The 19,813-nt window shown below is 63.1% G+C and carries 21 protein-coding genes; 6 read left to right on the top strand and 15 right to left on the bottom strand.

Annotated elements, in window-relative coordinates:
* From Q0Y42_RS12115 to Q0Y42_RS12105, 3 genes are all read right to left on the bottom strand, one after another.
* The coding region (locus Q0Y42_RS12115) for a hypothetical protein (protein ID WP_297804115.1) at nt 1–197 on the bottom strand (197 nt) is incomplete at its 3' end.
* A 52-nt stretch (nt 198–249) separates the two neighbouring features.
* Entirely contained in the window at nt 250–1,290 is a 1,041-nt protein-coding gene (locus Q0Y42_RS12110) for an adenosine deaminase (protein ID WP_297804113.1), read from the bottom strand.
* A 53-nt stretch (nt 1,291–1,343) separates the two neighbouring features.
* Complete coding sequence (locus tag Q0Y42_RS12105) at nt 1,344–1,814, bottom strand: hypothetical protein (RefSeq protein WP_297804112.1); 471 nt, start codon at nt 1,812–1,814, stop codon at nt 1,344–1,346.
* A 361-nt stretch (nt 1,815–2,175) separates the two neighbouring features.
* Here Q0Y42_RS12105 and Q0Y42_RS12100 point away from each other — a divergent pair, with 361 nt between their 5' ends.
* Both Q0Y42_RS12100 and Q0Y42_RS12095 read left to right on the top strand, forming a co-directional pair.
* The gene (locus tag Q0Y42_RS12100; RefSeq protein WP_297804110.1) at nt 2,176–2,349 is read left to right on the top strand and encodes a hypothetical protein; all 174 of its coding nucleotides are present in this window, start codon (nt 2,176–2,178) and stop codon (nt 2,347–2,349) included.
* Between the two features lie 190 nt (nt 2,350–2,539).
* The gene (locus Q0Y42_RS12095; protein WP_297804108.1) at nt 2,540–2,734 is read left to right on the top strand and encodes a hypothetical protein; all 195 of its coding nucleotides are present in this window, start codon (nt 2,540–2,542) and stop codon (nt 2,732–2,734) included.
* Nucleotides 2,735–2,806: 72 nt separating this feature from the next.
* Here Q0Y42_RS12095 and argS read toward each other — a convergent pair whose 3' ends face one another.
* Both argS and Q0Y42_RS12085 read right to left on the bottom strand, forming a co-directional pair.
* Complete coding sequence (gene argS / locus Q0Y42_RS12090) at nt 2,807–4,609, bottom strand: arginine--tRNA ligase (RefSeq protein WP_297804105.1); 1,803 nt, start codon at nt 4,607–4,609, stop codon at nt 2,807–2,809.
* Between the two features lie 4 nt (nt 4,610–4,613).
* On the bottom strand, nt 4,614–5,234 hold the full coding sequence (locus tag Q0Y42_RS12085) for a Tat pathway signal sequence domain protein (RefSeq protein WP_297804103.1): 621 nt from the start codon (nt 5,232–5,234) through the stop codon (nt 4,614–4,616).
* A gap of 213 nt (nt 5,235–5,447) precedes the next feature.
* Between Q0Y42_RS12085 and ispH the strand changes: the two genes are divergently transcribed.
* Nucleotides 5,448–6,428 (top strand): 4-hydroxy-3-methylbut-2-enyl diphosphate reductase, encoded by a 981-nt coding sequence (gene ispH / locus Q0Y42_RS12080; RefSeq protein WP_297804100.1) that lies wholly within the window; start codon nt 5,448–5,450, stop codon nt 6,426–6,428.
* Between the two features lie 3 nt (nt 6,429–6,431).
* Here ispH and Q0Y42_RS12075 read toward each other — a convergent pair whose 3' ends face one another.
* From Q0Y42_RS12075 to ileS, 4 genes are all read right to left on the bottom strand, one after another.
* Nucleotides 6,432–6,785, bottom strand: coding sequence for a hypothetical protein (locus tag Q0Y42_RS12075; RefSeq protein WP_297804098.1), 354 nt, complete (start codon nt 6,783–6,785; stop codon nt 6,432–6,434).
* Between the two features lie 103 nt (nt 6,786–6,888).
* Nucleotides 6,889–7,458, bottom strand: coding sequence for a DUF3035 domain-containing protein (locus tag Q0Y42_RS12070; protein ID WP_297804097.1), 570 nt, complete (start codon nt 7,456–7,458; stop codon nt 6,889–6,891).
* 69 nt (nt 7,459–7,527) lie between these two features.
* Complete coding sequence (gene lspA / locus Q0Y42_RS12065) at nt 7,528–8,052, bottom strand: signal peptidase II (RefSeq protein ID WP_297804095.1); 525 nt, start codon at nt 8,050–8,052, stop codon at nt 7,528–7,530.
* Nucleotides 8,053–8,138: 86 nt separating this feature from the next.
* Nucleotides 8,139–11,111: an isoleucine--tRNA ligase gene (ileS, locus tag Q0Y42_RS12060; RefSeq protein ID WP_297804093.1), complete on the bottom strand. Its 2,973-nt coding sequence runs from the start codon at nt 11,109–11,111 to the stop codon at nt 8,139–8,141.
* A gap of 326 nt (nt 11,112–11,437) precedes the next feature.
* Between ileS and Q0Y42_RS12055 the strand changes: the two genes are divergently transcribed.
* Complete coding sequence (locus Q0Y42_RS12055; protein ID WP_297804091.1) at nt 11,438–11,965, top strand: DUF3828 domain-containing protein; 528 nt, start codon at nt 11,438–11,440, stop codon at nt 11,963–11,965.
* 41 nt (nt 11,966–12,006) lie between these two features.
* Here Q0Y42_RS12055 and Q0Y42_RS12050 read toward each other — a convergent pair whose 3' ends face one another.
* Together Q0Y42_RS12050 and Q0Y42_RS12045 are read right to left on the bottom strand one after the other, a co-directional pair.
* Complete coding sequence (locus Q0Y42_RS12050) at nt 12,007–12,729, bottom strand: DUF6456 domain-containing protein (RefSeq protein ID WP_297804089.1); 723 nt, start codon at nt 12,727–12,729, stop codon at nt 12,007–12,009.
* Nucleotides 12,726–13,103 carry a chromosomal replication initiator DnaA gene (locus Q0Y42_RS12045; RefSeq protein ID WP_297804087.1) on the bottom strand — a complete coding sequence of 126 codons (378 nt, stop codon included), beginning with the start codon at nt 13,101–13,103 and terminating at the stop codon, nt 12,726–12,728. Before Q0Y42_RS12045 ends, Q0Y42_RS12050 begins: the two co-directional genes overlap by 4 nt.
* Nucleotides 13,104–13,482: 379 nt before the next feature.
* Between Q0Y42_RS12045 and ctrA the strand changes: the two genes are divergently transcribed.
* Nucleotides 13,483–14,184 carry a response regulator transcription factor CtrA gene (ctrA, locus tag Q0Y42_RS12040; protein ID WP_242913718.1) on the top strand — a complete coding sequence of 234 codons (702 nt, stop codon included), beginning with the start codon at nt 13,483–13,485 and terminating at the stop codon, nt 14,182–14,184.
* A 54-nt stretch (nt 14,185–14,238) separates the two neighbouring features.
* On the opposite strand, the gene Q0Y42_RS12035 is transcribed toward ctrA, so the two are convergent.
* The 4 genes from Q0Y42_RS12035 to fliI are packed head-to-tail and all read right to left on the bottom strand — an operon-like array spanning nt 14,239 to nt 18,024.
* Nucleotides 14,239–15,153: an oxygenase MpaB family protein gene (locus Q0Y42_RS12035; RefSeq protein WP_297804083.1), complete on the bottom strand. Its 915-nt coding sequence runs from the start codon at nt 15,151–15,153 to the stop codon at nt 14,239–14,241.
* Nucleotides 15,154–15,187: 34 nt separating this feature from the next.
* Nucleotides 15,188–16,246, bottom strand: a complete 1,059-nt coding sequence (locus Q0Y42_RS12030) for an endo-1,4-beta-xylanase (protein WP_297804080.1) — start codon at nt 16,244–16,246, stop codon at nt 15,188–15,190.
* A gap of 7 nt (nt 16,247–16,253) precedes the next feature.
* On the bottom strand, nt 16,254–16,667 hold the full coding sequence (locus tag Q0Y42_RS12025; protein WP_297804078.1) for a flagellar FliJ family protein: 414 nt from the start codon (nt 16,665–16,667) through the stop codon (nt 16,254–16,256).
* Nucleotides 16,668–16,680: 13 nt separating this feature from the next.
* Entirely contained in the window at nt 16,681–18,024 is a 1,344-nt protein-coding gene (fliI, locus tag Q0Y42_RS12020; protein ID WP_297804076.1) for a flagellar protein export ATPase FliI, read from the bottom strand.
* A gap of 189 nt (nt 18,025–18,213) precedes the next feature.
* Between fliI and Q0Y42_RS12015 the strand changes: the two genes are divergently transcribed.
* Nucleotides 18,214–19,725: a PAS domain-containing methyl-accepting chemotaxis protein gene (locus Q0Y42_RS12015; protein WP_297804073.1), complete on the top strand. Its 1,512-nt coding sequence runs from the start codon at nt 18,214–18,216 to the stop codon at nt 19,723–19,725.
* Nucleotides 19,726–19,813 lie beyond the last annotated feature (88 nt).

Below are 19,813 nucleotides of genomic sequence, written 5' to 3'. Positions count from 1 at the left end.
TGTTGGCATAAATAAAATTCTTTAATGCCACTTTCTATTGAAAGTGCTAAATTATTATTTAAAGCTATCCAAGTCGAGTCTAATCTATCTATAGGATGATTTTTTATAGCAAGAATTGTTGCGGTAACTATATTAAGATAACCTGTAGACATGGCGTGAAAACGTTCTGGGTTATCTATAAGATTTCGTTTTTCCATTTTTAGATCCCTAAGAAAAAGCCCCGCCATTTCGGGCGGGGCCTTCGAAGTCTTAGTTCGCCGCGACGTAGGCGTCGATTTCGGCCAGATATTGGGCCTTTTTGTCGTCCGGCAGGAAGCTGCCTTCGAACGAGTTCTTGGCGATCTGGATGACCTGTTCGCGGGTCAGGCCAACGGCCTTGGCCAGCTGGATGTAGTTGTCGTTCACATAGCCGCCGAAATAGGACGGGTCGTCCGAGTTCAGGGTGACGTGCAGACCCTTGGCCAGCATGTTCGGGATCGGGTGATCCTTCAGGTCCTTGACCACGCACAGCTTCAGGTTCGACAGCGGGCAGACGGTCAGGGTCATCTGCTCGGCGGCCAGACGCGCGACCAGCGCCTCGTCTTCCATGGAGCGGTTGCCGTGGTCCATGCGGTCGATCTTCAGCAGGTCCAGCGCCTCGTGCACATAGGCGGGCGGGCCTTCCTCGCCGGCGTGGGCGCAGATTTTCAGGCCCAGCTCGCGGCAGGCGGCAAAGACGCGCTCGAACTTCGACGGCGGATGGCCGACTTCGGAAGAGTCGAGGCCGACGCCGATGAAACGGTCCAGATAGGGCTTGGCCATTTCCAGCGTTTCAAACGCGGCGCTTTCCGGCAGGTGGCGCAGGAAGCTGAGGATGAGGCCGGAGGTGATGCCCAGCTCGCTCTCTGCGCGGTTCATGCCTGCGATGATGCCCTCGACGACGACCTCAAAGGCGACGCCGCGATCAGTGTGGGTCTGCGGGTCGAAGAAGATCTCGGCGTGGCGCACATTGTCGGCGGCGACGCGCTTGAAATAGGCAAAGGTCAGGTCCTCGAAATCCTGACGGGTCAGCAGCACCTGCGCGCCCGCATAATAGATGTCGAGGAAGTCCTGCAGGTTCGAGAAGTCATAGGCGGCGCGCACGGCCTCTACGCTGTCGTAGGGGATGGCGACATTGTTGCGCTTGGCCAGTTCGAACATCAGTTCCGGCTCAAGGCTGCCTTCGATGTGAAGGTGCAGCTCGGCCTTGGGCAGGCCGGCGATAAAGGCGTCGAGGCCGGATACAGAAACGGCGGAGAGGGTATCGGTCATCCCTGACCTTTAACCCAACCCCGCCGTCCGATCCATCAGCCTAAGCTATGGGCTTAGGTGTAGCTGATTTCCGAGATCTGCTTGGCTTCGTTGTGCAGGCCCATGGCGGTGGCCTGAGTGGTGTGGCCCGAGACGTTGTAGATCACGCCCAGAGCCTGAGCCTTCAGGAAGGAACCGTCGATGAAGCGGGTCGATTGCGCCGAGGTTTCCCAGCCGAGGTGGGTGATATCGCGGAAGGCGATCGTCTGGCCCTTATAGGTGACGATGCGGTCCGGATAGATGGTGATGGTGCGGGTCGTCTTGTTCACGAACTTGATGAACACGAAGGCGTAGATCAGCACGAGGATGAACAGCGGGAAGCCGAACGGTGTGCTGACCGCACCCATGACGAAGATGATCAATGCCGGCAGGATGCCCATCACTGCCGGAAGGCCCGGAGCCAGACGCAGGCCGCGATAAGTGTACTGGAAGCCGCCATCTGCGGTCTGGGTGCGGGCATAGCCCTGCTTCGGAGCGGTGGACACTGGACAATCCCCTCAAATGAACCATGGGCCAAGCTTGGCCGTATGGGGACTTTGCCTTCGGGGGTAGGGCGGGGCAATGCGGAATGCCAACATCTCGCCAAAAACTTTAAAGCAAACAGGAGGTTAAGCGTGACCTCCGGTTGATTGATCGGGGTGCTGCAACTGCTCATAGGACTTTTGGCAATGTCGGTGTCAGGCGCTGTGAAGCTGTGCAGTCCGCAAAGCCATCATGGTTTCAGTGAACGGTACGGGGGGCGGAATATGGGCCTGAATGCACTCCTCGCCATGCTGACCACGGAACGTCGGGGGTAACCATCCGTTCTAGAGGGACTGGGGGTGGCTGGCCGAAATGGAGAGCCACATGACGAGCACCGAAAAAGACCCGCACGGTCAACGCGAACCGGTTGAGAACACCCGACCGGGCGTTCTGGGCGACGGCACCGAAGAACAGAATTTAAATCAAAAAGGTCATCCGGAGGCTCGTATCAAGAAAGACGAGGTTCAGGATGCATTCGGAAAGAAGAATAACGAATAGACGAATAATCAAATGAGTTATGATTAACAGGACGTGGTTAGAGCGAGGCTGAATGTCGTGTCATACGGTCTCGTTCTACACGCCGTTCTGCACTGCGACACAAAATTTTACTTTTGCGGAGTGATCCAGTCCGTCTGCGGCGCGTTTACTGCCACAAGCTATAACGAACAACGGTTGATTAAAGGGTAGTATGATGATGCGTGCCGAGGTTGCCGATTACCAATTCAACGATGAAGTGGCCAACGAGAATGAGCCCCAATCGTCGCTCGACACTCGCGTCGCCACTGAGCAGGCTTCCTTTGCCCCGCGTATCCCGCGCAAGGAGTTCGGTCTGCGCCGTATTCCGCCGTCAGTGCTGAAGTCGTGGCCGGGTATCTGCCACTAAATCCCAGTCGGTAAGAAAAAAAGGCCGGATGAGCAATCATCCGGCCTTTTCTTTATGTGGTAAGCGGTAGCCTTACATCCGTTCCGGCGTCTGGATGCCCAGCAGGCGCAGAGCCGTTTCCAGTTGCAGCAGGGCGGCAGCCGAGAGGCCGAGGCGCGAGGCGCGGGTGGCCTCATGTCCCGGTGCCAGCACAGGGCAGGCGGCGTAGAATTTCGAGAAGCTCTGCGCCACGCGATAGGCGTGCTCGGCGATCAGGTGCGGCATGCGCTTGTCATAGGCATCCGACACGGCGGTGCTGAACGCATCCAGCGTCAGCGCCAGATCGCGCTCGGCGGGCTCGGCGATGACGATTTCGCCGGCCTCTGCGCCTTGATCGGCGGCCTTGCGAAGGAGCGATTTGATGCGGACGGCCTGATACAGCAGGTACGGGCCGGTCTTGCCCTCGAAGCTGGTGAAGCGGTCGAGGTCAAAGACGTAGGAGGTGGTGCGCGCGTTCGACAGGTCTGCGAACTTCAGGGCGGCGATGGCCACCTTGTGCGCGATCTCCTCGAACTCGGCCTCGGTCAGGTCCTCGCCCAGCTTGGCGTCCTTCAGGCGCTCGCGGGCCTTCTCGGTCGTCATGGTGATGAGGTCGTGCAGTTTCAGCACGCCGCCCGCGCGGGTCTTGAACGGCTTGCCGTCCGTGCCGTTCATGGTGCCGAAGCCGAGGTGCTCCAGAGACTTCTCGGGAGCGTAACCGGCCAGATACGAGGCGCGGAAAACCTGCTCAAAGTGCTCGGCTTGACGCTCATCGACCACATAGAGGATCAGGTCGGGGCCGATCGACTTCTTGCGGTCCAGAATGGTGGCGAGGTCCGTCGTGCCATACATGGCCGAACCTTCCGACGAGATCACCAGCAGCGGCGGCGGCGAAGGCACCTGAACGACCGAACCGTCATCCAGCTTCTTCTTGCGGAACTCGCCTTCGCGGGCGACGTGCACGACCTGTGCACCGTTGTCCTCGACCAGAAGGTTCTTGGCCTTCAGGTCGGCGATCATTTCTTCCATGACCGGATCGGCGTCGGATTCGCCGTTCCACAGGTCGAAGGTCACGTCCAGCGCCGCGAACTCGCGGGTCAGGGCGGTGCGGCTGACGGCCACGAAATGCTGCCACAGGGCGCGGTAGCCAGCACGGCCAGCTTGCAGCTCTGCGGTTGCCTTGCGGGCGCGGTCGCGGAAGGCGGGGTCTTCCTTGGCCTTGGCGGCGGCCTGCGGATACAGGCGCTCGAGGTCTTCCAGCGAGACAGGCGATTCCGACGGGAAGGGGCCGTCACCCTCGGCCATGAAGGCGTCGGCGATGCCCTCGTCACCGCAGGCGGTGATGAGCAGGCCCATCTGGAAGCCCCAGTCGCCGAAGTGGGCATCGCCGATCACTTCGTCGCCCCGGAAGCGGAAGATGCGCTTCAGGCTTTCACCGATGATCGACGAGCGCAGGTGGCCGACGTGCATCGGCTTGGCCACGTTCGGGCCACCGTAGTCGATGACGACCTTGCGCGCAGCATCCACGCCAGCGGCACCGGCCTTGTCGGCATCGGCGGCCACTTCGCGCGCGCGCTCCGACAGGGCGGCGTCCGACAGCTTCATATTGATGAAGCCCGGTCCCGCGATCTCGACGGAGGCGAGGGCGGGGTGGCCTTCCAGACGCGCGGCGACCTTGGTGGCCAGATCGCGCGGGTTCATCTTCAGCGCCTTGGCAGCGGCCAGCGCGCCATTGGACTGGAAGTCGGCAAGGTCCGGACGGTCGGACGGGGTAACGCGGGCAAGGGCCTTGTCCACGCCTTCGGCGGCGAAGGCGGTGGCGACCGCTTCGCTGAGAACAGTTTTGAGGTCAGTCATAATCTTAGTTGTCTTGGCCGACCGTCGGACGGAAGCGGCTGCCCGAACGGTTGAAAGCGGCCTGTTCGGCGGTCACTTCGAAACCGATGACGATTTCGAAATTGCCACCGGAAATGGTCTGCGAGGCGCGCGGGATGACCACGGTGTGGGACGGCTCGGCGGTGGTGCGGTCACCCGAACCGAAGTTCACCGGCAGGTCGAAATACTGCTTGTCGAGGATGGCCGAGTTACGCTCGGTCACGGCGACCCAGTAGCGGTAGTTCTTGCTGTTGCCTTGGGCGGCGGGGCCTTTGCCGAGGCTGAACAGCAGGTTCATGTCCACGCGGATGGGGTCGTCGCCACGGTATTCACAGTCCGAATTTACGCCCTCGATCTCACCGGTAAAGCCGACGTCGGCATAGCGCGGATTGTTCGGGTCGTTCATTTCGACATAGCGGGCGGCGTCGTACAGGATCTGTACGAAGGGGCACGGGCCGGAGTTGGCGCGGCGCGACAGAGGCTGGATGCGCAATGGGCGAGCGGCGCGCTCTTCGCCTTGCTGCTGGCGTTGCTGGGCTACAGCAGCGGCGGGGATCATCGAGGCAGCGATCGAAAAGGCAGCAAGGGCAGTCAGGACGCGACGCATCGGGTTCTTTCCAGCAGTCGAAGATAGGGGCACTACGGTCAGGATCGATGATCCGGACGAAGCACGCTGTCCGGTGATAGCGGCTATTGCGAGGCGCGGCAAACAGGCAATCGTCAGTTTACGGTCCGCAGTTCGTCAAAACATGTCCGACAATGGTGATAACCCCCTTGTCTGCGGTAGCGTCGGCACCGGCGAATGATTAGGTTGCACCCCATGAACGCCCCGATCCAAACGCCTTCCATCCTCGATGAAAAACGTCCGCTGACGGTCCGCATGGCGACGCCGCGCGGCTTTTGTGCCGGTGTGGATCGGGCCATCCAGATCGTCGAGCGCGCCATCGAGAAATATGGCGCGCCCGTCTATGTGCGCCACGAGATCGTGCATAACCGCCACGTGGTCGAGCGGCTGAAGGGTTTGGGGGCCATCTTCGTCAAGGAACTGGACGAATGCCCCGATGACCGTCCGGTGGTGTTCTCGGCCCACGGTGTGCCCAAGTCGGTGCCCGAGGCGGCCAAGTCGCGCCAGATGCTGTACCTCGATGCCACCTGTCCGCTGGTGTCCAAGGTCCACGTGGAGGCCGAGCGTAATTTCAAACAGAACCGCCACATCATCCTGATCGGCCACGCCGGACACCCCGAGGTGGTCGGCACCATGGGCCAACTGCCCGAAGGGGCGATCTCGCTGGTCGAGACGGTCGAGGATGCCGAAAAGTTCGAGCGTCCGGGCGATGTGGCGCTGGCCTATGCCACCCAGACGACCCTGTCGGTGGACGATACCTCGCAGATTCTGGCGGTGCTGAAGCGCCGCTTCCCCGAACTGCCGGACCCGCACAAGGAAGACATCTGCTACGCCACCACCAACCGTCAGGAAGCGGTGAAAAAGCTGGGCGACGGCTGTGATCTCGTGCTGGTGGTCGGGTCCAAGAACTCGTCCAACTCGGCCCGCCTGGTGGATGTGGCCCTGACGGCGGGGGCCAAGGCCGCCCGTCTGGTCGATGATGCGGGCGATGTGGACTGGAGCTGGTTCGAGGGCGTGAACACTCTGGGCGTGACGGCGGGTGCTTCGGCGCCGGAACCGCTGGTCGAGGGCCTGATCGACGCCATCCGCGAACGCTTTGACGTGACCCTGACCGAAGATGACGGTGCCCGTGAGACCATCACCTTCAAACTGCCCCGCGCCCTGCAGGACAGTTAAGGCTTAAGCGCTGTACTGGCTCCACTCGGCGCTGTCGTAGTCGTACAGCGCCGCGATCTTGTCCGTCAGAACCACCTGAAAATGGGTGCCGCTGTAGTGGTCAAAGCCGATGTAGCGGTCGGCGTGCTGTTTCAGGTGGTAGTAGCTGCCCATCACATGGTCGAACAGGTCGGGCAGGGTGCCTGATACCTTGGCCACGCGCACGGAGTCATACGCATCCAGTGCGTCGTCTTTGAAGTTCGCCCGGATATTGCGATAGGCCCCGACGTCATAGTCATAGATGGCGGTGACGAGGCGCTTCTGGCTGTGGGCCAGAACGATGGCGGCCAGAGTGGCGCGAACATCGGCACTGATCATGGAAACTCCGGTGTCGGTCGGCTGTGGCGGGCGTTCAAAAGGCGAGGGGCGCGACCGCCAGTGCAGCCACGCCCCTAAACACTATAAAAAGCTGGAGAAGGTCTTAGAGGCCCGGCAGCTTGAAGCGACGGGTGTCGCGACGCGGTGCGATGGTGATGCCCTCGCGACCGCCGGTCAGAGCCTCGCGGCGACCCTGCTCGGTGGTGATGTCGATGGTGCGCTGACCTTGCGGACCCGGCAGGACCAGAGTGCCCTGGGTCGACGGCTGGTCGCGGCGCCAGAAGATCAGGCGGTTGGCCCAGCCTTCTTCCTTGCGGGTCAGGTCGCCGAACTCGTTGTCGACCACATAGCTGGCCAGCGGGTCGGCGCGGTCGCCACCGGCGTTGGCCACCAGAGCCTGTTCACCCTGGCTGCGGGTGATAGCCTGACGCTGGCCCAGCAGGATTTGGCGGGCAGCCGATTCGGGTGCCAGTTCCTGCGGACGCGGTGCACCCGGCGACGGCGGGGTCAGGCCGTATTCCGGTGGCACCACCAGCGGAGCCGACGACACGGTCAGGAACTCGTCTGGCGTCACCTTGGTCAGGCCGATGCCTTGCTTGATGGAGCTGCAGGCTCCGAGGCTCAGCATCGCAGAGGTTGCGATGGTCAGGGTGAGGACAGTACGAATTCGCATGTTCAGGCTCGGCTCCGGTCGGTTCACACCAAGTTGGTGCTCATCGGGTCGAATAGGAAGAAAGAGTGATTACGACTTTTCGCGGGCGTCGCCAACCTTGGAGCGACGTTCGCCGATTGATGAGTCGAGGATAAGCAGCATCACGCCGATGGTGATCCCGCTGTCGGCGATGTTGAAAATCCACGGAAACACGCCCGTTCCCGAGAAGTCGATGAAGTCGACGACACCGCCAAAGCGGATACGATCGATGACATTGCCGATGGCCCCGCCGATGACCAGACCGATGGCGCAGGCCAGCAGCGGCCCCTTGGCGCGCAGGGCCCAGATGCCCAGCGCGACCGCGACGATGATCGAGAAGGCGCTGAGGACCCAGCGGGCTTCGCCGCCGCCGAACATGCCAAAGCTGACGCCCGTGTTCAGCACGAAGGTCAAGTTGAAGACGGGGGGCAGGACCTCGGCGATGCGGAAGCCGTCCAGCAGGGGCGTGGGGGGGCCGGGCATGGCCGAAAGGATCATGGCCTTGCTGATCTGGTCAGCGACAATGATGAAAAGTGCCAGACCGTATGCGGTCCAGCCTAGGCGAGAAATCTTCATGCGCCTTCGCTATCAGGAACTTGGGGCAGGGGGGAGAATAAAAAACGCCCCACCGTGTTCGATGGGGCGTTTTCTGCGGTGAAGCTTTAGGCCTTCAGGCTGTCCAGATAGCGGACGGCATCGGCATCACGGGCCGACAGTTCCGGATATTCGGGGTCGGAACCCACATCCGGCACCTTGCGCCACGAGCGGGCGCATTTCGGATAGTCGGCGGTCTTGATGACGGCGGTGATCTCGGCACCCTCGACCAGTTCGGCACCCGAGGTACGGAACACCTCGGCGGCGTCCAGACCCTCATAGGCGACCAGCAGGTCGGCCGGGGCGGTGACCGTCGGCCATGCATCCAGAGCGCCACCGATGACCTTGTCGCGGCGGGCCGCTTCGAGGGCTTCGTTGACCACTTCCATGACCTTCTGGACCTTGGCCCAGCGGGCGGCCTCGGCCTCGTTCTGCCATTCGGCCGGAGCCTGCGGCAGGATGCGGGCCGAGTTGGCACCGGCTTCGGCTTCAGGGAAGCGCGAGGACCAGGCCTCGTCCATGGTGAACGGGGTGATGGGCGACAGCCACGCGGTCAGACGGGCGAACACCTCGTCCATGACGGTGCGAACGGCGCGGCGCTTGAGGCTGTCCGGACGGTCGCAATACAGGCTGTCCTTGCGGACGTCGAAATACAGCGACGACAGGTCGCCGGTGCAGAACTCGATCACCGGACGGACCACGTCCTGGAAGCGGTATTCCTCGAACGCCTTCTTAACGTGGGCGTCCAGTTCCCACAGGCGGTGCAGGATGTACTGCTCCAGCGGCGGGAACTGCGAGTAATCGGTGATGCGCTCGTCTTCGGTGAAGCCGGCGACGGCCCCCAGCAGGTAGCGCACGGTGTTGCGCAGCTTGCGGTAGGCATCGACCGTGGTTTGCAGGATCTGCTTACCGATGCGCTGGTCTTCCGAATAGTCGACCATGGCCACCCACAGGCGCAGGATGTCGGCACCCGACTCCTTGATGACGGTCGCAGGGTCAACGGTGTTGCCCTTGGACTTCGACATCTTCTCACCCTTCTCGTCGAGGGTGAAACCGTGGGTCAGGACGGCATCGTACGGGGCGCGGCCACGCGAGCCGCAGCCTTCCAGCAGCGAGGACTGGAACCAGCCGCGGTGCTGGTCCGAACCTTCGAGATAGAGGTTCGCGGGCCAGTGCGACGGGCGGTCGCCGGTATAGCCGTGGGCCGGATCGCGGGCTTCCAGCGTGAAGGCGTGGGTCGAGCCGGAATCGAACCAGACATCGAGGATGTCGGTGATCTTTTCGTACTGGGCCGGATTGTGGTTGCCGAGGAACTGTTCGTCCGGTGCGGTGAACCACACGTCCGCGCCACCTTCGGCGACGGCGGCGACGATGCGGGCATCGACTTCGGGATCGATCAGCGGCTGGCCGGTGGTCTTGTCCACATACATGGCCAGCGGGGTGCCCCATGCGCGCTGCCGGCTGATCAGCCAGTCCGGGCGGCCCTCGACCATCGAGCGGATGCGGTTCTTGCCCGCGGCAGGGTGGAAGGCGGTGTTGTCCAGAGCGGTCAGGGCGCGCTCGCGCAGGGTCTCGCCGTTGGACAGTTCCTCATCCATGCGGATGAACCCCAATTTCTTGAAGTTAACTGGTTCATCCATGCGGATGAACCATTGGGGCGTGTTGCGGAAGATGACCGGAGCCTTGGAGCGCCACGAGTGCGGATAGGAGTGCTCGACGCGGCCACGGGCCAGGAGGTTGCCCGCCTCGATCAGCTTTTCCATCACCGCGCCATTGGCGGGGCCGAACTTGCCGGTCTTCTTGCCTTCGGTTTCCAGAACCTTGAGGCCCGCGAACAGCGGCACGTGCGGGTAATAGGCACCGTCGGCATCGACGGTATCCGGCACATCGCGGTGGCCGTGGGCCAGCCAGACGGCATAGTCGTCCGCGCCGTGGCCGGGGGCGGTGTGGACAAAGCCCGTACCGGCATCGTCGGTCACGTGGTCGCCCGACAGCAGCGGCACGGTGAAGCCATAGCCGCTGTGCATTTCCGACAGCGGGTGGGCGCATTCCAGACCCGACGGGTCGATATCGTAGATGCGGGTGAACTCGGCCACCTTGGCGGCCTTGAACACGTCACCGGCCAGCTTGTCGGCGATGATGAAGCGGTCGCCGGCCTTGGCCCACGGCTCGAACTCCAGACCCTCTTCCATGGCCGCGACTTCGTACAGGCCGTACTTGATCTCGGGGCCGTAGGAGATGGCGCGGTTGGCCGGAATGGTCCACGGGGTGGTGGTCCAGATCACGATGGACGGGGTCTGGTTGCGGAAGGCCAGCAGGTCGTCGGGATGGCTATCCGACATGCCGGTGACGGGGAATTTCACCCAGATCGTCGGCGAGACGTGGTCGTGGTACTCGACCTCGGCGTCAGCCAGGGCGGTGCGCTCGACCGGCGACCACATCACGGGCTTGGAGCCGCGATAGAGCTGGCCCGAGTTCTTGAAGCGGTGGAACTCGCCCACGATGGCCGCCTCGGACTTGAAGTCCATGGTGGCATAGCGGTTGGCGAAGTCACCCGTGATGCCGAGGCGCAGGAACTGGTCGCGCTGCAGGTCGATGAACTTGCCCGCATATTCGCGGCAGGCGGTGCGGAACTCTTCCTTCGAGACCTCGTCCTTGCGGCGGCCCTTCTTGCGGTATTCCTCTTCGATCTTCCATTCGATCGGCAGGCCGTGGCAGTCCCAGCCCGGAACATAGTCCACGTCCTTGCCCATCAGGAACTGCGAGCGGACGACGAAGTCTTTCAGCGTCTTGTTCAGGGCGTGGCCGATGTGGATGTCGCCGTTGGCATAGGGCGGGCCGTCGTGCAGCACGAACAGCGGTGCGCCCTCGGCCTGACGCTTGGCGCGCAGGGTGCCGTACAGGTCGCCCCACTTTTCGAGGATTTCCGGCTCCTTCTTCGGCAGCCCGCCGCGCATCGGGAAGTCGGTTTCCGGCAGGAAGACGGTGTCGCGGTAATCGCGGCCAGCGGTCTCGGTCGTGGTGTTGTCGGCGTCGGACATGGATTGTCTTTTTCGTCTAAGCGCACGGCATCCCGATCAGGGGATGCGAATAATGTGTGGCAGTTTAGCGTGAAGTGAGGCTCGCGCCCAAGGCGCAGTGCATCAAGGCGTTCGGATATGTCGATCCCGGCGCGCGCGGGGCGGTTCCGCCCCAGTCTCCAAGATAGGGCTTGGAGCGCTACGCCGGGCGGCTAATCGAAATCGTGCGTGTCACGCAAAAGGTCATGCGGGCGATGTAGCAAGAGCGGCGGCATCAGGCCAGACCCGACTTGCCGCCAATCCGCGCCGGAGTAGTCTGTCGGCGAGGGAGAACAGGGAGGATCGCTATGAAGCTTTATCTGTCGGGGGCAGTGTTGGCCTTGGCTCTGGGAGCGGTGGCCTGCTCGCAGCCTGCCGAGCCGGAAGCGCCGCCTGCGCCCAAGCTGATTGGGCGCGAGGCGGCCAAGGCGGCGGGCGAGGTTTCTCCCGAGGCATTCGTGCGTGCCCTGTATGCGGTCTATCAGAACCCACCCGCCGAGCCTGTTGCGCCGGGGCGTGACGAGCTGATGCAGCGCAGCCTGAACGCCATGATCTTCTATGACTGGCGCAACGCCCGCGACGCTGGAAGAAAGCCCTACCTGCAGAACGATCCGGTCTGTGACTGCACGGGTGGGGAGGTGGTGCTGAAATCGGTGAAGATCACCGAGGGCGAGCGCAACTATGCCGACGCCGATGTGGTGTTCACCGTTGACGGCACCGAGAAGTCGCAAGTCGTCAAACTGGAAAAGGAAGGCGGCCGCTGGAAGGTGCTGGACATCGTCAAGCCGGGCGAAAAGCCGCTGACCGAACAGCTACTGGCGGTCATCGAAGGGTAAGGGGGATGGCCCCGCATGGCGGGACCATCATGAACGCTACTCTATCGGGTCAGGCCGTAGTGTAGGGCCAGCGCCTGTAGTCCCTGTTTCAGGACGGTCTTGCCCTGACGGCGGCGTAAGGACAGTTCCTGTTCCGCAAGCTGGAGCGACGATCCGCGCACGCACACATGTTCCAGCATGGCGCGAAGGCGGGGACCGGCGGCGTTTAATGCGGCCTCGACGCGGCTTGAAGCGCTGATGGCACGGTCGGTTGGCTCGATGCGGGCGGGGGCGGCGCCGGACTGGCTGCGGGGCAGGCCATCCCAGCGCATGGTCAGGGACGGCCCCGCAAGGGCGACCTCGGCGTCCTGCCTCAGCCTTTCTCCCGCCGCGACCTCTTCGGGGGTCAGCCATGGGCGGCCGCTGTGGTCCTTGCGGCGGGCCAGCCATGCGATAGGGCTTTCCCCCAGATTGGCGGTGACGGTGGTGGCGCGGCCATCGGGCTGCATCAAGGTGCGCTCGCCGATGATCTGGCCCAGCCGACCTGCGGGCGGGGAGGGCGGTTCGCTGTTGCCTCGCCGTGCCTGCCAGCCGCCGCCGTGGCGACGCCGCAGACCGGGGGTCTGGACCATGGCGCGGAAGGCGGCCTCGTCCAGTGTCAGGACCACGCGGCCCCGACGGTCGCCGCCCAGTCGCAGGGGATAGCCGGAACTGGTTTCATCCAGCCATGCATCGGGGCGCTCCATCAGGCGGCGGGCGCGTTCGGTCAGGCGGGCGGTGCTCATCGGCGCACCTTCAGGCCCTGTTCGGGCGCTAGATCGACCAGAGGCATGTCCATGACACCGCGAAGAGCCCCCTCAAGCCCGTCCATCAGCAGGTCATAGTCATTGCGGTCGCGCTCGTCCTCGGCCCAGCGGCAGGCGGTCGAGGCTGTGGCGCGGTTGAGGCCAAAGGCGTGGGCCACCCGCTCTAGCGGCCAGCCATAGGATACGTGCGCCAGATACATGGCCGACCAGCGCGCGCGACAAGCCCTAAGCCGGACCCGCTCGCGTCTGTTCATTTCCTCGACGGGAATGTGAAAGGCCAGCGCCGACAAACTGAGGGCGGCGTCGGCCCTGATGCGGTCTCCTTCAAGTACGGGAACGCGGTAAGCTTCCATCACTCGGTAATCTCCCAACTCCGAACGTAGATCGCATCATGAGGTGCGCGGTCGGGCTGGCTAGGAAAATGTTCCTACTGTGCGTCAGCTTCGGACGTTCTCCCTTGTAAAGCTTGGCTTTGGCGGACTCGTGATCGGTGAATTGGTTGGGGATAGTTCGCCTGACAGGCGAACAGGGCCATCCGGGCGAACCGAATTCTTCGAAAAATTAAAGAATCATTGACTCGCCCTCTAGACGGCGATTCGCAAATCAGCCTAGGCGTTTCATATCGGGACCCGTTAACCATTTCTAAGCCTTTTAATCGTTAACGTACGAACAAGGTTACCCGGATCGCGCAGTAGGCGCGGTTTCAGCCAAGCTTTGCCTGGAGGGGCATTAATGCGCGTCCTGTTGATTGAAGATGATCACGCCACGGCTCAAAGCATTGAGCTGATGCTGAAGTCGGAAGGCTTCAACGTTTACACCACCGATCTGGGTGAAGAAGGCATCGATCTGGGTAAGATCTATGACTACGACCTGATCCTGCTTGACCTCAACTTGCCAGACATGAGCGGCCTTGAGGTTCTGCGCCAGCTGCGCAACGGCAAGGTCAATACTCCGGTCATGATCCTCTCGGGCAGCCACGAGATTGAAACCAAGGTCAAGACCTTCGGCGGCGGTGCCGACGACTATCTGACCAAGCCGTTCCACAAGGATGAGCTGATTGCCCGCACCCACGCCGTGGTGCGCCGCTCCAAGGGCCATGCCCAGGCCATCATCCACACCGGCGAGATTGCTGTGAACCTCGACGCCAAGACCGTCGAAGTGAACGGCCACCGTGTCCACCTGACCGGTAAAGAATACCAGATGCTGGAGCTGCTCTCCCTGCGTAAGGGCACGACCCTGACCAAGGAGATGTTCCTGAACCACCTGTACGGTGGCATGGACGAGCCGGAACTGAAGATCATCGACGTCTTCATCTGCAAACTGCGCAAGAAGCTGGCGACCGCAGCCGGTGGCAAGCACTACATCGAAACCGTCTGGGGCCGTGGCTATGTGCTGCGCGACCCGTCGGAAGTCGGCCAGATCATCGCCGCCTGATCCGATCCGGAACCTTGATAAGACGCCCGCTGGAAACAGCGGGCGTTTTTCATTTCAGCGCTGTTTCCAGAGCCAGTCGGCGGGCAGGCCCATACGCACGCAGGACTGTCCGGCAGGCGACTGTCTCAGAGGGAAGCGCTCGGCACCTTGGGCGAGCGCCTTCACCAGCGGGCGCTGCCATGGGGCCAAGCCATCGGCGGGTTTGAGGCCGACGATCGTCGCCACTTCCTGAGGGACCATGTCGATGGCCGCGCGGATCAGCAGGTGCTGGACCGGACGGGCATAGGCCGGAAAGGCATTGGCCCGCCGCATGATGTCGAGGAACTCGAACACGATGGGCGAGGGGGTCAGGTGCGGCAGCATGGCGGCCAGTTGCTCCTGCCATTCGGCCTCGGATTTCGGGGCACCCACGGCACCGTAATGGACGGCGGTGGGATAGGCGTCGGACCATGCGCGGTCGCGCTCCTGTGGCGACAGGGGGCGCACAAAGCGATGGAAGGCCTCGGTAAAGCCATAGCCCGCCGTGGCCTGTACCCAGTCCAGCAGGACCGGATCATTGGCGTTATAGGCCTGTCCGTCGTCGGCGGTGCCGGTCACGCGGGAATGGCGGCGGCGGATGCCCGCGATCATGGCCTCGGCCTTGGAGGCGGGGGCATAGACGGTGACCATGGCAGCCAGACCTGTGCGCTTCAGACGCGGCACCGGATCGGTACGGAAGCTGGTGTGGTCCCACACGCCCGAGCGGACCCGCGCCTCGGCCAGTTCGAGGATAACGGCTGTGACCCCGCCGATGAAAAGGCTGATCGGGTTTTTGAAAACCTGCCACGAGATGCTGTCGTGAGGGATCAGGGCCGCCTCGCCATTGGGGGCCGTGAAGTCGAAACGCGGCATGTCATCCGGCTGCATATAGTCGGCAGCGGCTATGTCGAGGCGGCGCTGGATCGGCTCGGTCAGGGACGGGGAGGCCATATTCAGTAAACCTTTGCCACGCGCGCCTGTTCCGTCATTGGGACTGGAGCCAGCTTTCGGTCAGGGCACGGGCAACGGTGGTGGGCTGGCCAGAGGCGTCAAAGGCCAGCGGGCTGTCGCGGCCATCGTCGTGCGGCGGACGACGCAGCCATGAGTCCGTATCCCGAACGCCCCAGAGTGTTAATCCATACCGCTGTTGTTCAGGTAACCTTGAATAAGCAGCGGTTAATTCTCTAACGCGATCAAACTGTTGCCTGTTCCGGTATGAAACACTTCTGACATCGGGAGGGCCACCTTCGCGGCGGCGCGAGGCGTCGAGTTCGGAGATATGAAGCGGCAATCCGAACTGGGCCGCTTCATGGATGAAGGCGCTAATCTGGCCCTCGGGGATTTCGATATCGAGGTGGCTCTGGGTGCCGATGCCTCCGATGGGAGCCCCCGCCTTCAATAGTTGCTCGACCAGTTTGAGGAAGGTCGCGCCCTTCTTGGGATTGTTCTCGAGATTATAGTCGTTGAGGAAAAGAACAGCCTTTGGATCGGCTTGTTTGGCCTGCTCAAAGGCGCGGACAATGTGGTCGATGGGGCCAAGGGTCTCGGCCCAGTGATGGTGGCGCAGGCCGTCGCCGTCCTCGGCCACTGCCTCGTTGACCACATCCCAGCCGCGCACCCGTCCGGCATAGCGGCCCGCGACGGCGGCGATATAGCGGTCGAACCGCTGGCCGTATTCGGCGCGGGACAGACCGCGAAAGGCCTCCTCGCCCTGTGAGTACCAGATCAGGGTCGTGCCATGCAGGGCCATGCCGTGGCTGTCGCACCATGAGGCAATGCGGTCAGGTGCATCGAAGCGATAGCCGTCGGGGGTGAGGATGTATTCCATCTTCATCTCCCACTCGGGCGTGATCTGGTTGTAATGCTCCAGCGCCAGCCGCGTCCATGCGGGATCGTCAAGCTGGCCCGTCATGGCGCAGGTGCCGACGCGGTAGGGCGCAATCGATTTGAGGGGAGGGACGGCGGTGTCCGGCTGGGCCGAAGCCCTACAGCCCGATGCCATCAATCCTGCCGCGCCGAGAAGTAGTGAACGACGCGAAGGCATACGGGGATCAGCCCGCGTTTCGGCGGCGCAGGCCCATTTCGTCAAATGTCGCGGCCTCGCGGCGGTTGGCCTCGATACGCTTGTTCACGCGGGTCGTCTCCGCGACATGCTCGAACTTTTTCAGTTCCTCGAAGGCGGCGGTCAGGGCGTCTCGGGCACCCTCTTCCTCGCGCAGCAGCGCTTCGACCATGCCCTCGGCATTGGCGCGGCGCAGCTTCCAGCCATTCAGATAGGCGCGAAGCATGGCGGCATGTTGGGGATCGGCGCTGGCCTGCGCCTTTTCACCCTCGGCCTCGGCGTCCAGCATGACCAGCTTCATCTCCGCATCGGCGCGGCGAGCGGCGATCTCGGCCATGCGCTTTTGCAGGGTCTCGACCTCATAGTTGGTGAGGCGGATCAGGGATTGCGCCCATGCGGTCATGCGGCTTCTCCGGTCAAGCTTCTAGCATGCCCATGTTGAGGATGGATTCAAGCCGGTCGAAACTGTCGGCCAGACGGGTTACGTCTTCCTTATCCTGACGCAGGAAGTCTTCCAGCATCGGGTTCAGGGCGATGGCGCGGTCCACGATGGGGTCGGCCCCGCTGCGGTAGGCGCCGATCTTGATCAGCTCTTCCATATTGGCATAGGCCGACAGGCACTGGCGGGCGCGGCGGTTCAGCTCGCGCTCGCGCGGGGTCTGGCAGTCTGGCATGGTCCGGCTGACGGATTTCAGCACGTCGATGGCGGGGAAGCGGCCGCGCTCGGCGATCTTGCGGTCCATGACGATGTGACCGTCCAGAATACCGCGCACCGCATCGGCGATGGGCTCGTCATGGTCGCCGCCATCCACCAGCACGGTGAACAGGGCGGTGATGGGACCCGCCTGACGGCCATCCGGCAGACGCGGGCCGGGTCCGGCGCGTTCCAGCAGCTTGGGCAGTTCGGTAAAGACGGTCGGGGTATAGCCCTTGGTCGTCGGTGGCTCGCCCGCAGCCAGACCGATCTCGCGCTGGGCCATGGCGAAGCGTGTGACCGAGTCCATCAGGCACAGGATTTCCAAGCCCTGATCCCGGAAATACTCGGCCACGGCCATGGTCATATAGGCGGCTTGGCGGCGTTTCAGGGCGGGCTCGTCCGAGGTGGCGACCACGACGACGGCGCGGCGCAGCCCCTCTTCGCCCAGCGTCTCCTCGATGAACTCGCGCACCTCGCGGCCCCGCTCGCCGATCAGGCCCACCACGACCACATCACAGGTGGCTTGGCGCGCCAGCATGGACAGCAGCACTGACTTGCCCACACCCGAGCCGGCGAAAATGCCCAGACGCTGGCCACGGCAGGTGGTGGTGAACACGTCCATCGAGCGCACGCCCAGATCTAGCCGCTCGCCCACGCGGTCGCGCGAGTGGGCGGGAGGCGGCGAGGCTTTCAGCGTATAGGGTTGCGGGCCTTGGGGCAGAGGGCCCTTGCTGTCGATGGGTTCGCCGAAAGCATCAATGATCCGGCCCAGCCATTGCGTCGTTGGGCTGACCGAGGCGGCGGCTTCGAGGATTTTGATATCGGCCCCCGGTGCCACGCCCTCGACGGGGCCATAGGGCATCAGGAGCGCCTTGGCGTCGCGGAAGCCGACGACCTCGGCGGGCAGGGGCGGCTGGCCACGGCGGCTGATCTCGGCGCGAGCACCCACGGCCAGACGCGACAGGCCGCCACGGCTTTCGATCAGCAGGCCATTAACGCCGGCCACCTTTCCGGTGACCACCAGCGGGTCGATTGACTGGGCGGCGGCGATCAGTTGGCGCAAGGCGCAAATCCAGTGCCCGAAGGGCTTTCGCAGAAAGGTGAACCTTTGCTGTGCCCAACTATGGTTAACCAGACGTAAATTCTGGCCTGAGGATTTTGACGTAACGCTGTCATCACGAAAACACAGGTTTTCTGGGCCAGCCTTTACGGGACAAGGCTGAAACCCAACCAAGGCTCGGAAAAAGCGACAATGTTCAAACGGTCGGCCCCCGTGGCGCAGAACAATAGCCGTCTTCAAGAGCTGGAGCGCCGCATGGATGCGATCGGTCGCTCGCAAGCGGTGATCGAATTTCAGCTGGACGGCACCATCATCGATGCCAATGAAAACCTGCTGAAGACCATGGGCTATACGCTGGACGAGATCCGCGGCCAGCATCACCGCATGTTCATGGATCCGGCAGAGGCCGCGACACCTGAGTACGCCGCCTTCTGGCGCGAGCTGAACGAAGGCCGGTTTGTCGCCAAGAAGTTCCGCCGCATGGCCAAGGGCCAGCGCGAGGTGTGGCTGGAGGCCAGCTATAATCCGGTGCTGGACGAGAATGGCCGCGCCATCAAGGTGGTCAAGCTGGCCATCAACATCACCGAGGCCGAACAGGCCGCCCGTCGGGCCGAGGCCGAGCGCAAGAGCGCCGAGGCCGCCCAGACGCGACTGGTCGAAATCCTGGCCGATAACCTGTCCAAACTGTCCGAAGGCGACCTTCGTGCGGAGATCGACGCCCCGCTGGATGGCGCGCACCAGCGTGTGAAGGATGACTTCAACGGCGCGACCGCCAGCCTGCGTCAGGCGTTGGATCAGGTGCTGGATGCGGTGGCCGTGCTGAAAACCGGCTCCGAAGAAATCGCCAACTCGGCGGATGATCTGTCCCGCCGGACCGAGCAGCAAGCCGCCAGTCTTGAGGAAACGGCTGCGGCGCTGGACGAGATCACCGCGACGGTGCAACGCAGCGCGGAAGGGGCACGTCAGGCCTCGACCGCTGCTGTCGAAGCCCGCGCCGAGACGGAACGTTCGGGCGAGGTCATGCAGAAGGCACAGACCGCCATGGACGGCATCAGCCGCCGCTCGGCCGAGATTGGCGACATCATCGGGGTGATCGACGAGATCGCCTTCCAGACCAACCTTCTGGCTCTGAATGCCGGTGTCGAGGCGGCGCGGGCAGGCGAGAGCGGTCGCGGGTTCGCGGTCGTTGCCTCTGAGGTGCGCACCCTGGCCCAGCGCTCTGCCGAAGCGGCCAAGGAGATCAAGGCACTGATCTCGGCCTCGGCGCACGAAGTGGCCGAGGGTGTGAAACTGGTCGGTGAATCCGGTCGTGCACTGGAGAATATCGCCGCCAAGGTGGCCGAAATGGATGCGCTGGCTGCCGAAATCGCTGCGTCCTCGCAAGAACAGGCGACCGGTCTGGGTCAGGTCAATGCCGCTGTGAACCAGATGGATCAGGTGACCCAGCAAAACGCCGCCATGGTCGAGGAAACCACGGCTGCGGCCACCGCCCTGCAAAACGAAACCCGCCAGTTGGCCAGCCTTGTGACCCGCTTCAATACCGGGCGCACAGCGCAGTCGCGCAGCCAACAAATGGCACCCCGGGAACCAAATCCCGCCGATAATCGCTTACGGGGCGGAATGTCTCCCGCTCTCGCAAGTCAGAGATCTCGTCTTAAAGCTGCCGTCAACGGTCCCCCCGCCGAAGACTTTGTAGAGTTTTAAGACGAGGCGGCCCTGGTCACTTACTGGGCGGGGGGGGGGGGCGGCGGGGCGGGGCCGGCGGGGGGCGCCCGCGGGAGGGGCAGGAAGG

This window comes from uncultured Brevundimonas sp. (assembly GCF_947305955.1).
Lineage (GTDB): Bacteria > Pseudomonadota > Alphaproteobacteria > Caulobacterales > Caulobacteraceae > Brevundimonas.
This window is presented reverse-complemented; position numbering and strand designations above follow the sequence as displayed.

Excerpts from the sequence above, each read along its gene's own strand:
- Q0Y42_RS12035 (WP_297804083.1), bottom strand. The coding sequence starts at position 15,153 with ATGGCCTCCCCGTCCCTGACCGAGCCGATCCAGCGCCGCCTCGACATA.
- Q0Y42_RS12095 (WP_297804108.1), top strand. The coding sequence starts at position 2,540 with ATGATGATGCGTGCCGAGGTTGCCGATTACCAATTCAACGATGAAGTG.
- ispH (WP_297804100.1), top strand. The coding sequence starts at position 5,448 with ATGAACGCCCCGATCCAAACGCCTTCCATCCTCGATGAAAAACGTCCG.
- Q0Y42_RS12055 (WP_297804091.1), top strand. The coding sequence starts at position 11,438 with ATGAAGCTTTATCTGTCGGGGGCAGTGTTGGCCTTGGCTCTGGGAGCG.
- ileS (WP_297804093.1), bottom strand. The coding sequence starts at position 11,111 with ATGTCCGACGCCGACAACACCACGACCGAGACCGCTGGCCGCGATTAC.
- Q0Y42_RS12070 (WP_297804097.1), bottom strand. The coding sequence starts at position 7,458 with ATGCGAATTCGTACTGTCCTCACCCTGACCATCGCAACCTCTGCGATG.
- Q0Y42_RS12085 (WP_297804103.1), bottom strand. The coding sequence starts at position 5,234 with ATGCGTCGCGTCCTGACTGCCCTTGCTGCCTTTTCGATCGCTGCCTCG.
- lspA (WP_297804095.1), bottom strand. The coding sequence starts at position 8,052 with ATGAAGATTTCTCGCCTAGGCTGGACCGCATACGGTCTGGCACTTTTC.
- Q0Y42_RS12100 (WP_297804110.1), top strand. The coding sequence starts at position 2,176 with ATGACGAGCACCGAAAAAGACCCGCACGGTCAACGCGAACCGGTTGAG.
- argS (WP_297804105.1), bottom strand. The coding sequence starts at position 4,609 with ATGACTGACCTCAAAACTGTTCTCAGCGAAGCGGTCGCCACCGCCTTC.
- Q0Y42_RS12015 (WP_297804073.1), top strand. The coding sequence starts at position 18,214 with ATGTTCAAACGGTCGGCCCCCGTGGCGCAGAACAATAGCCGTCTTCAA.
- ctrA (WP_242913718.1), top strand. The coding sequence starts at position 13,483 with ATGCGCGTCCTGTTGATTGAAGATGATCACGCCACGGCTCAAAGCATT.
- Q0Y42_RS12110 (WP_297804113.1), bottom strand. The coding sequence starts at position 1,290 with ATGACCGATACCCTCTCCGCCGTTTCTGTATCCGGCCTCGACGCCTTT.
- Q0Y42_RS12050 (WP_297804089.1), bottom strand. The coding sequence starts at position 12,729 with ATGAGCACCGCCCGCCTGACCGAACGCGCCCGCCGCCTGATGGAGCGC.
- Q0Y42_RS12025 (WP_297804078.1), bottom strand. The coding sequence starts at position 16,667 with ATGACCGCATGGGCGCAATCCCTGATCCGCCTCACCAACTATGAGGTC.
- Q0Y42_RS12075 (WP_297804098.1), bottom strand. The coding sequence starts at position 6,785 with ATGATCAGTGCCGATGTTCGCGCCACTCTGGCCGCCATCGTTCTGGCC.
- Q0Y42_RS12045 (WP_297804087.1), bottom strand. The coding sequence starts at position 13,103 with ATGGAAGCTTACCGCGTTCCCGTACTTGAAGGAGACCGCATCAGGGCC.
- Q0Y42_RS12030 (WP_297804080.1), bottom strand. The coding sequence starts at position 16,246 with ATGCCTTCGCGTCGTTCACTACTTCTCGGCGCGGCAGGATTGATGGCA.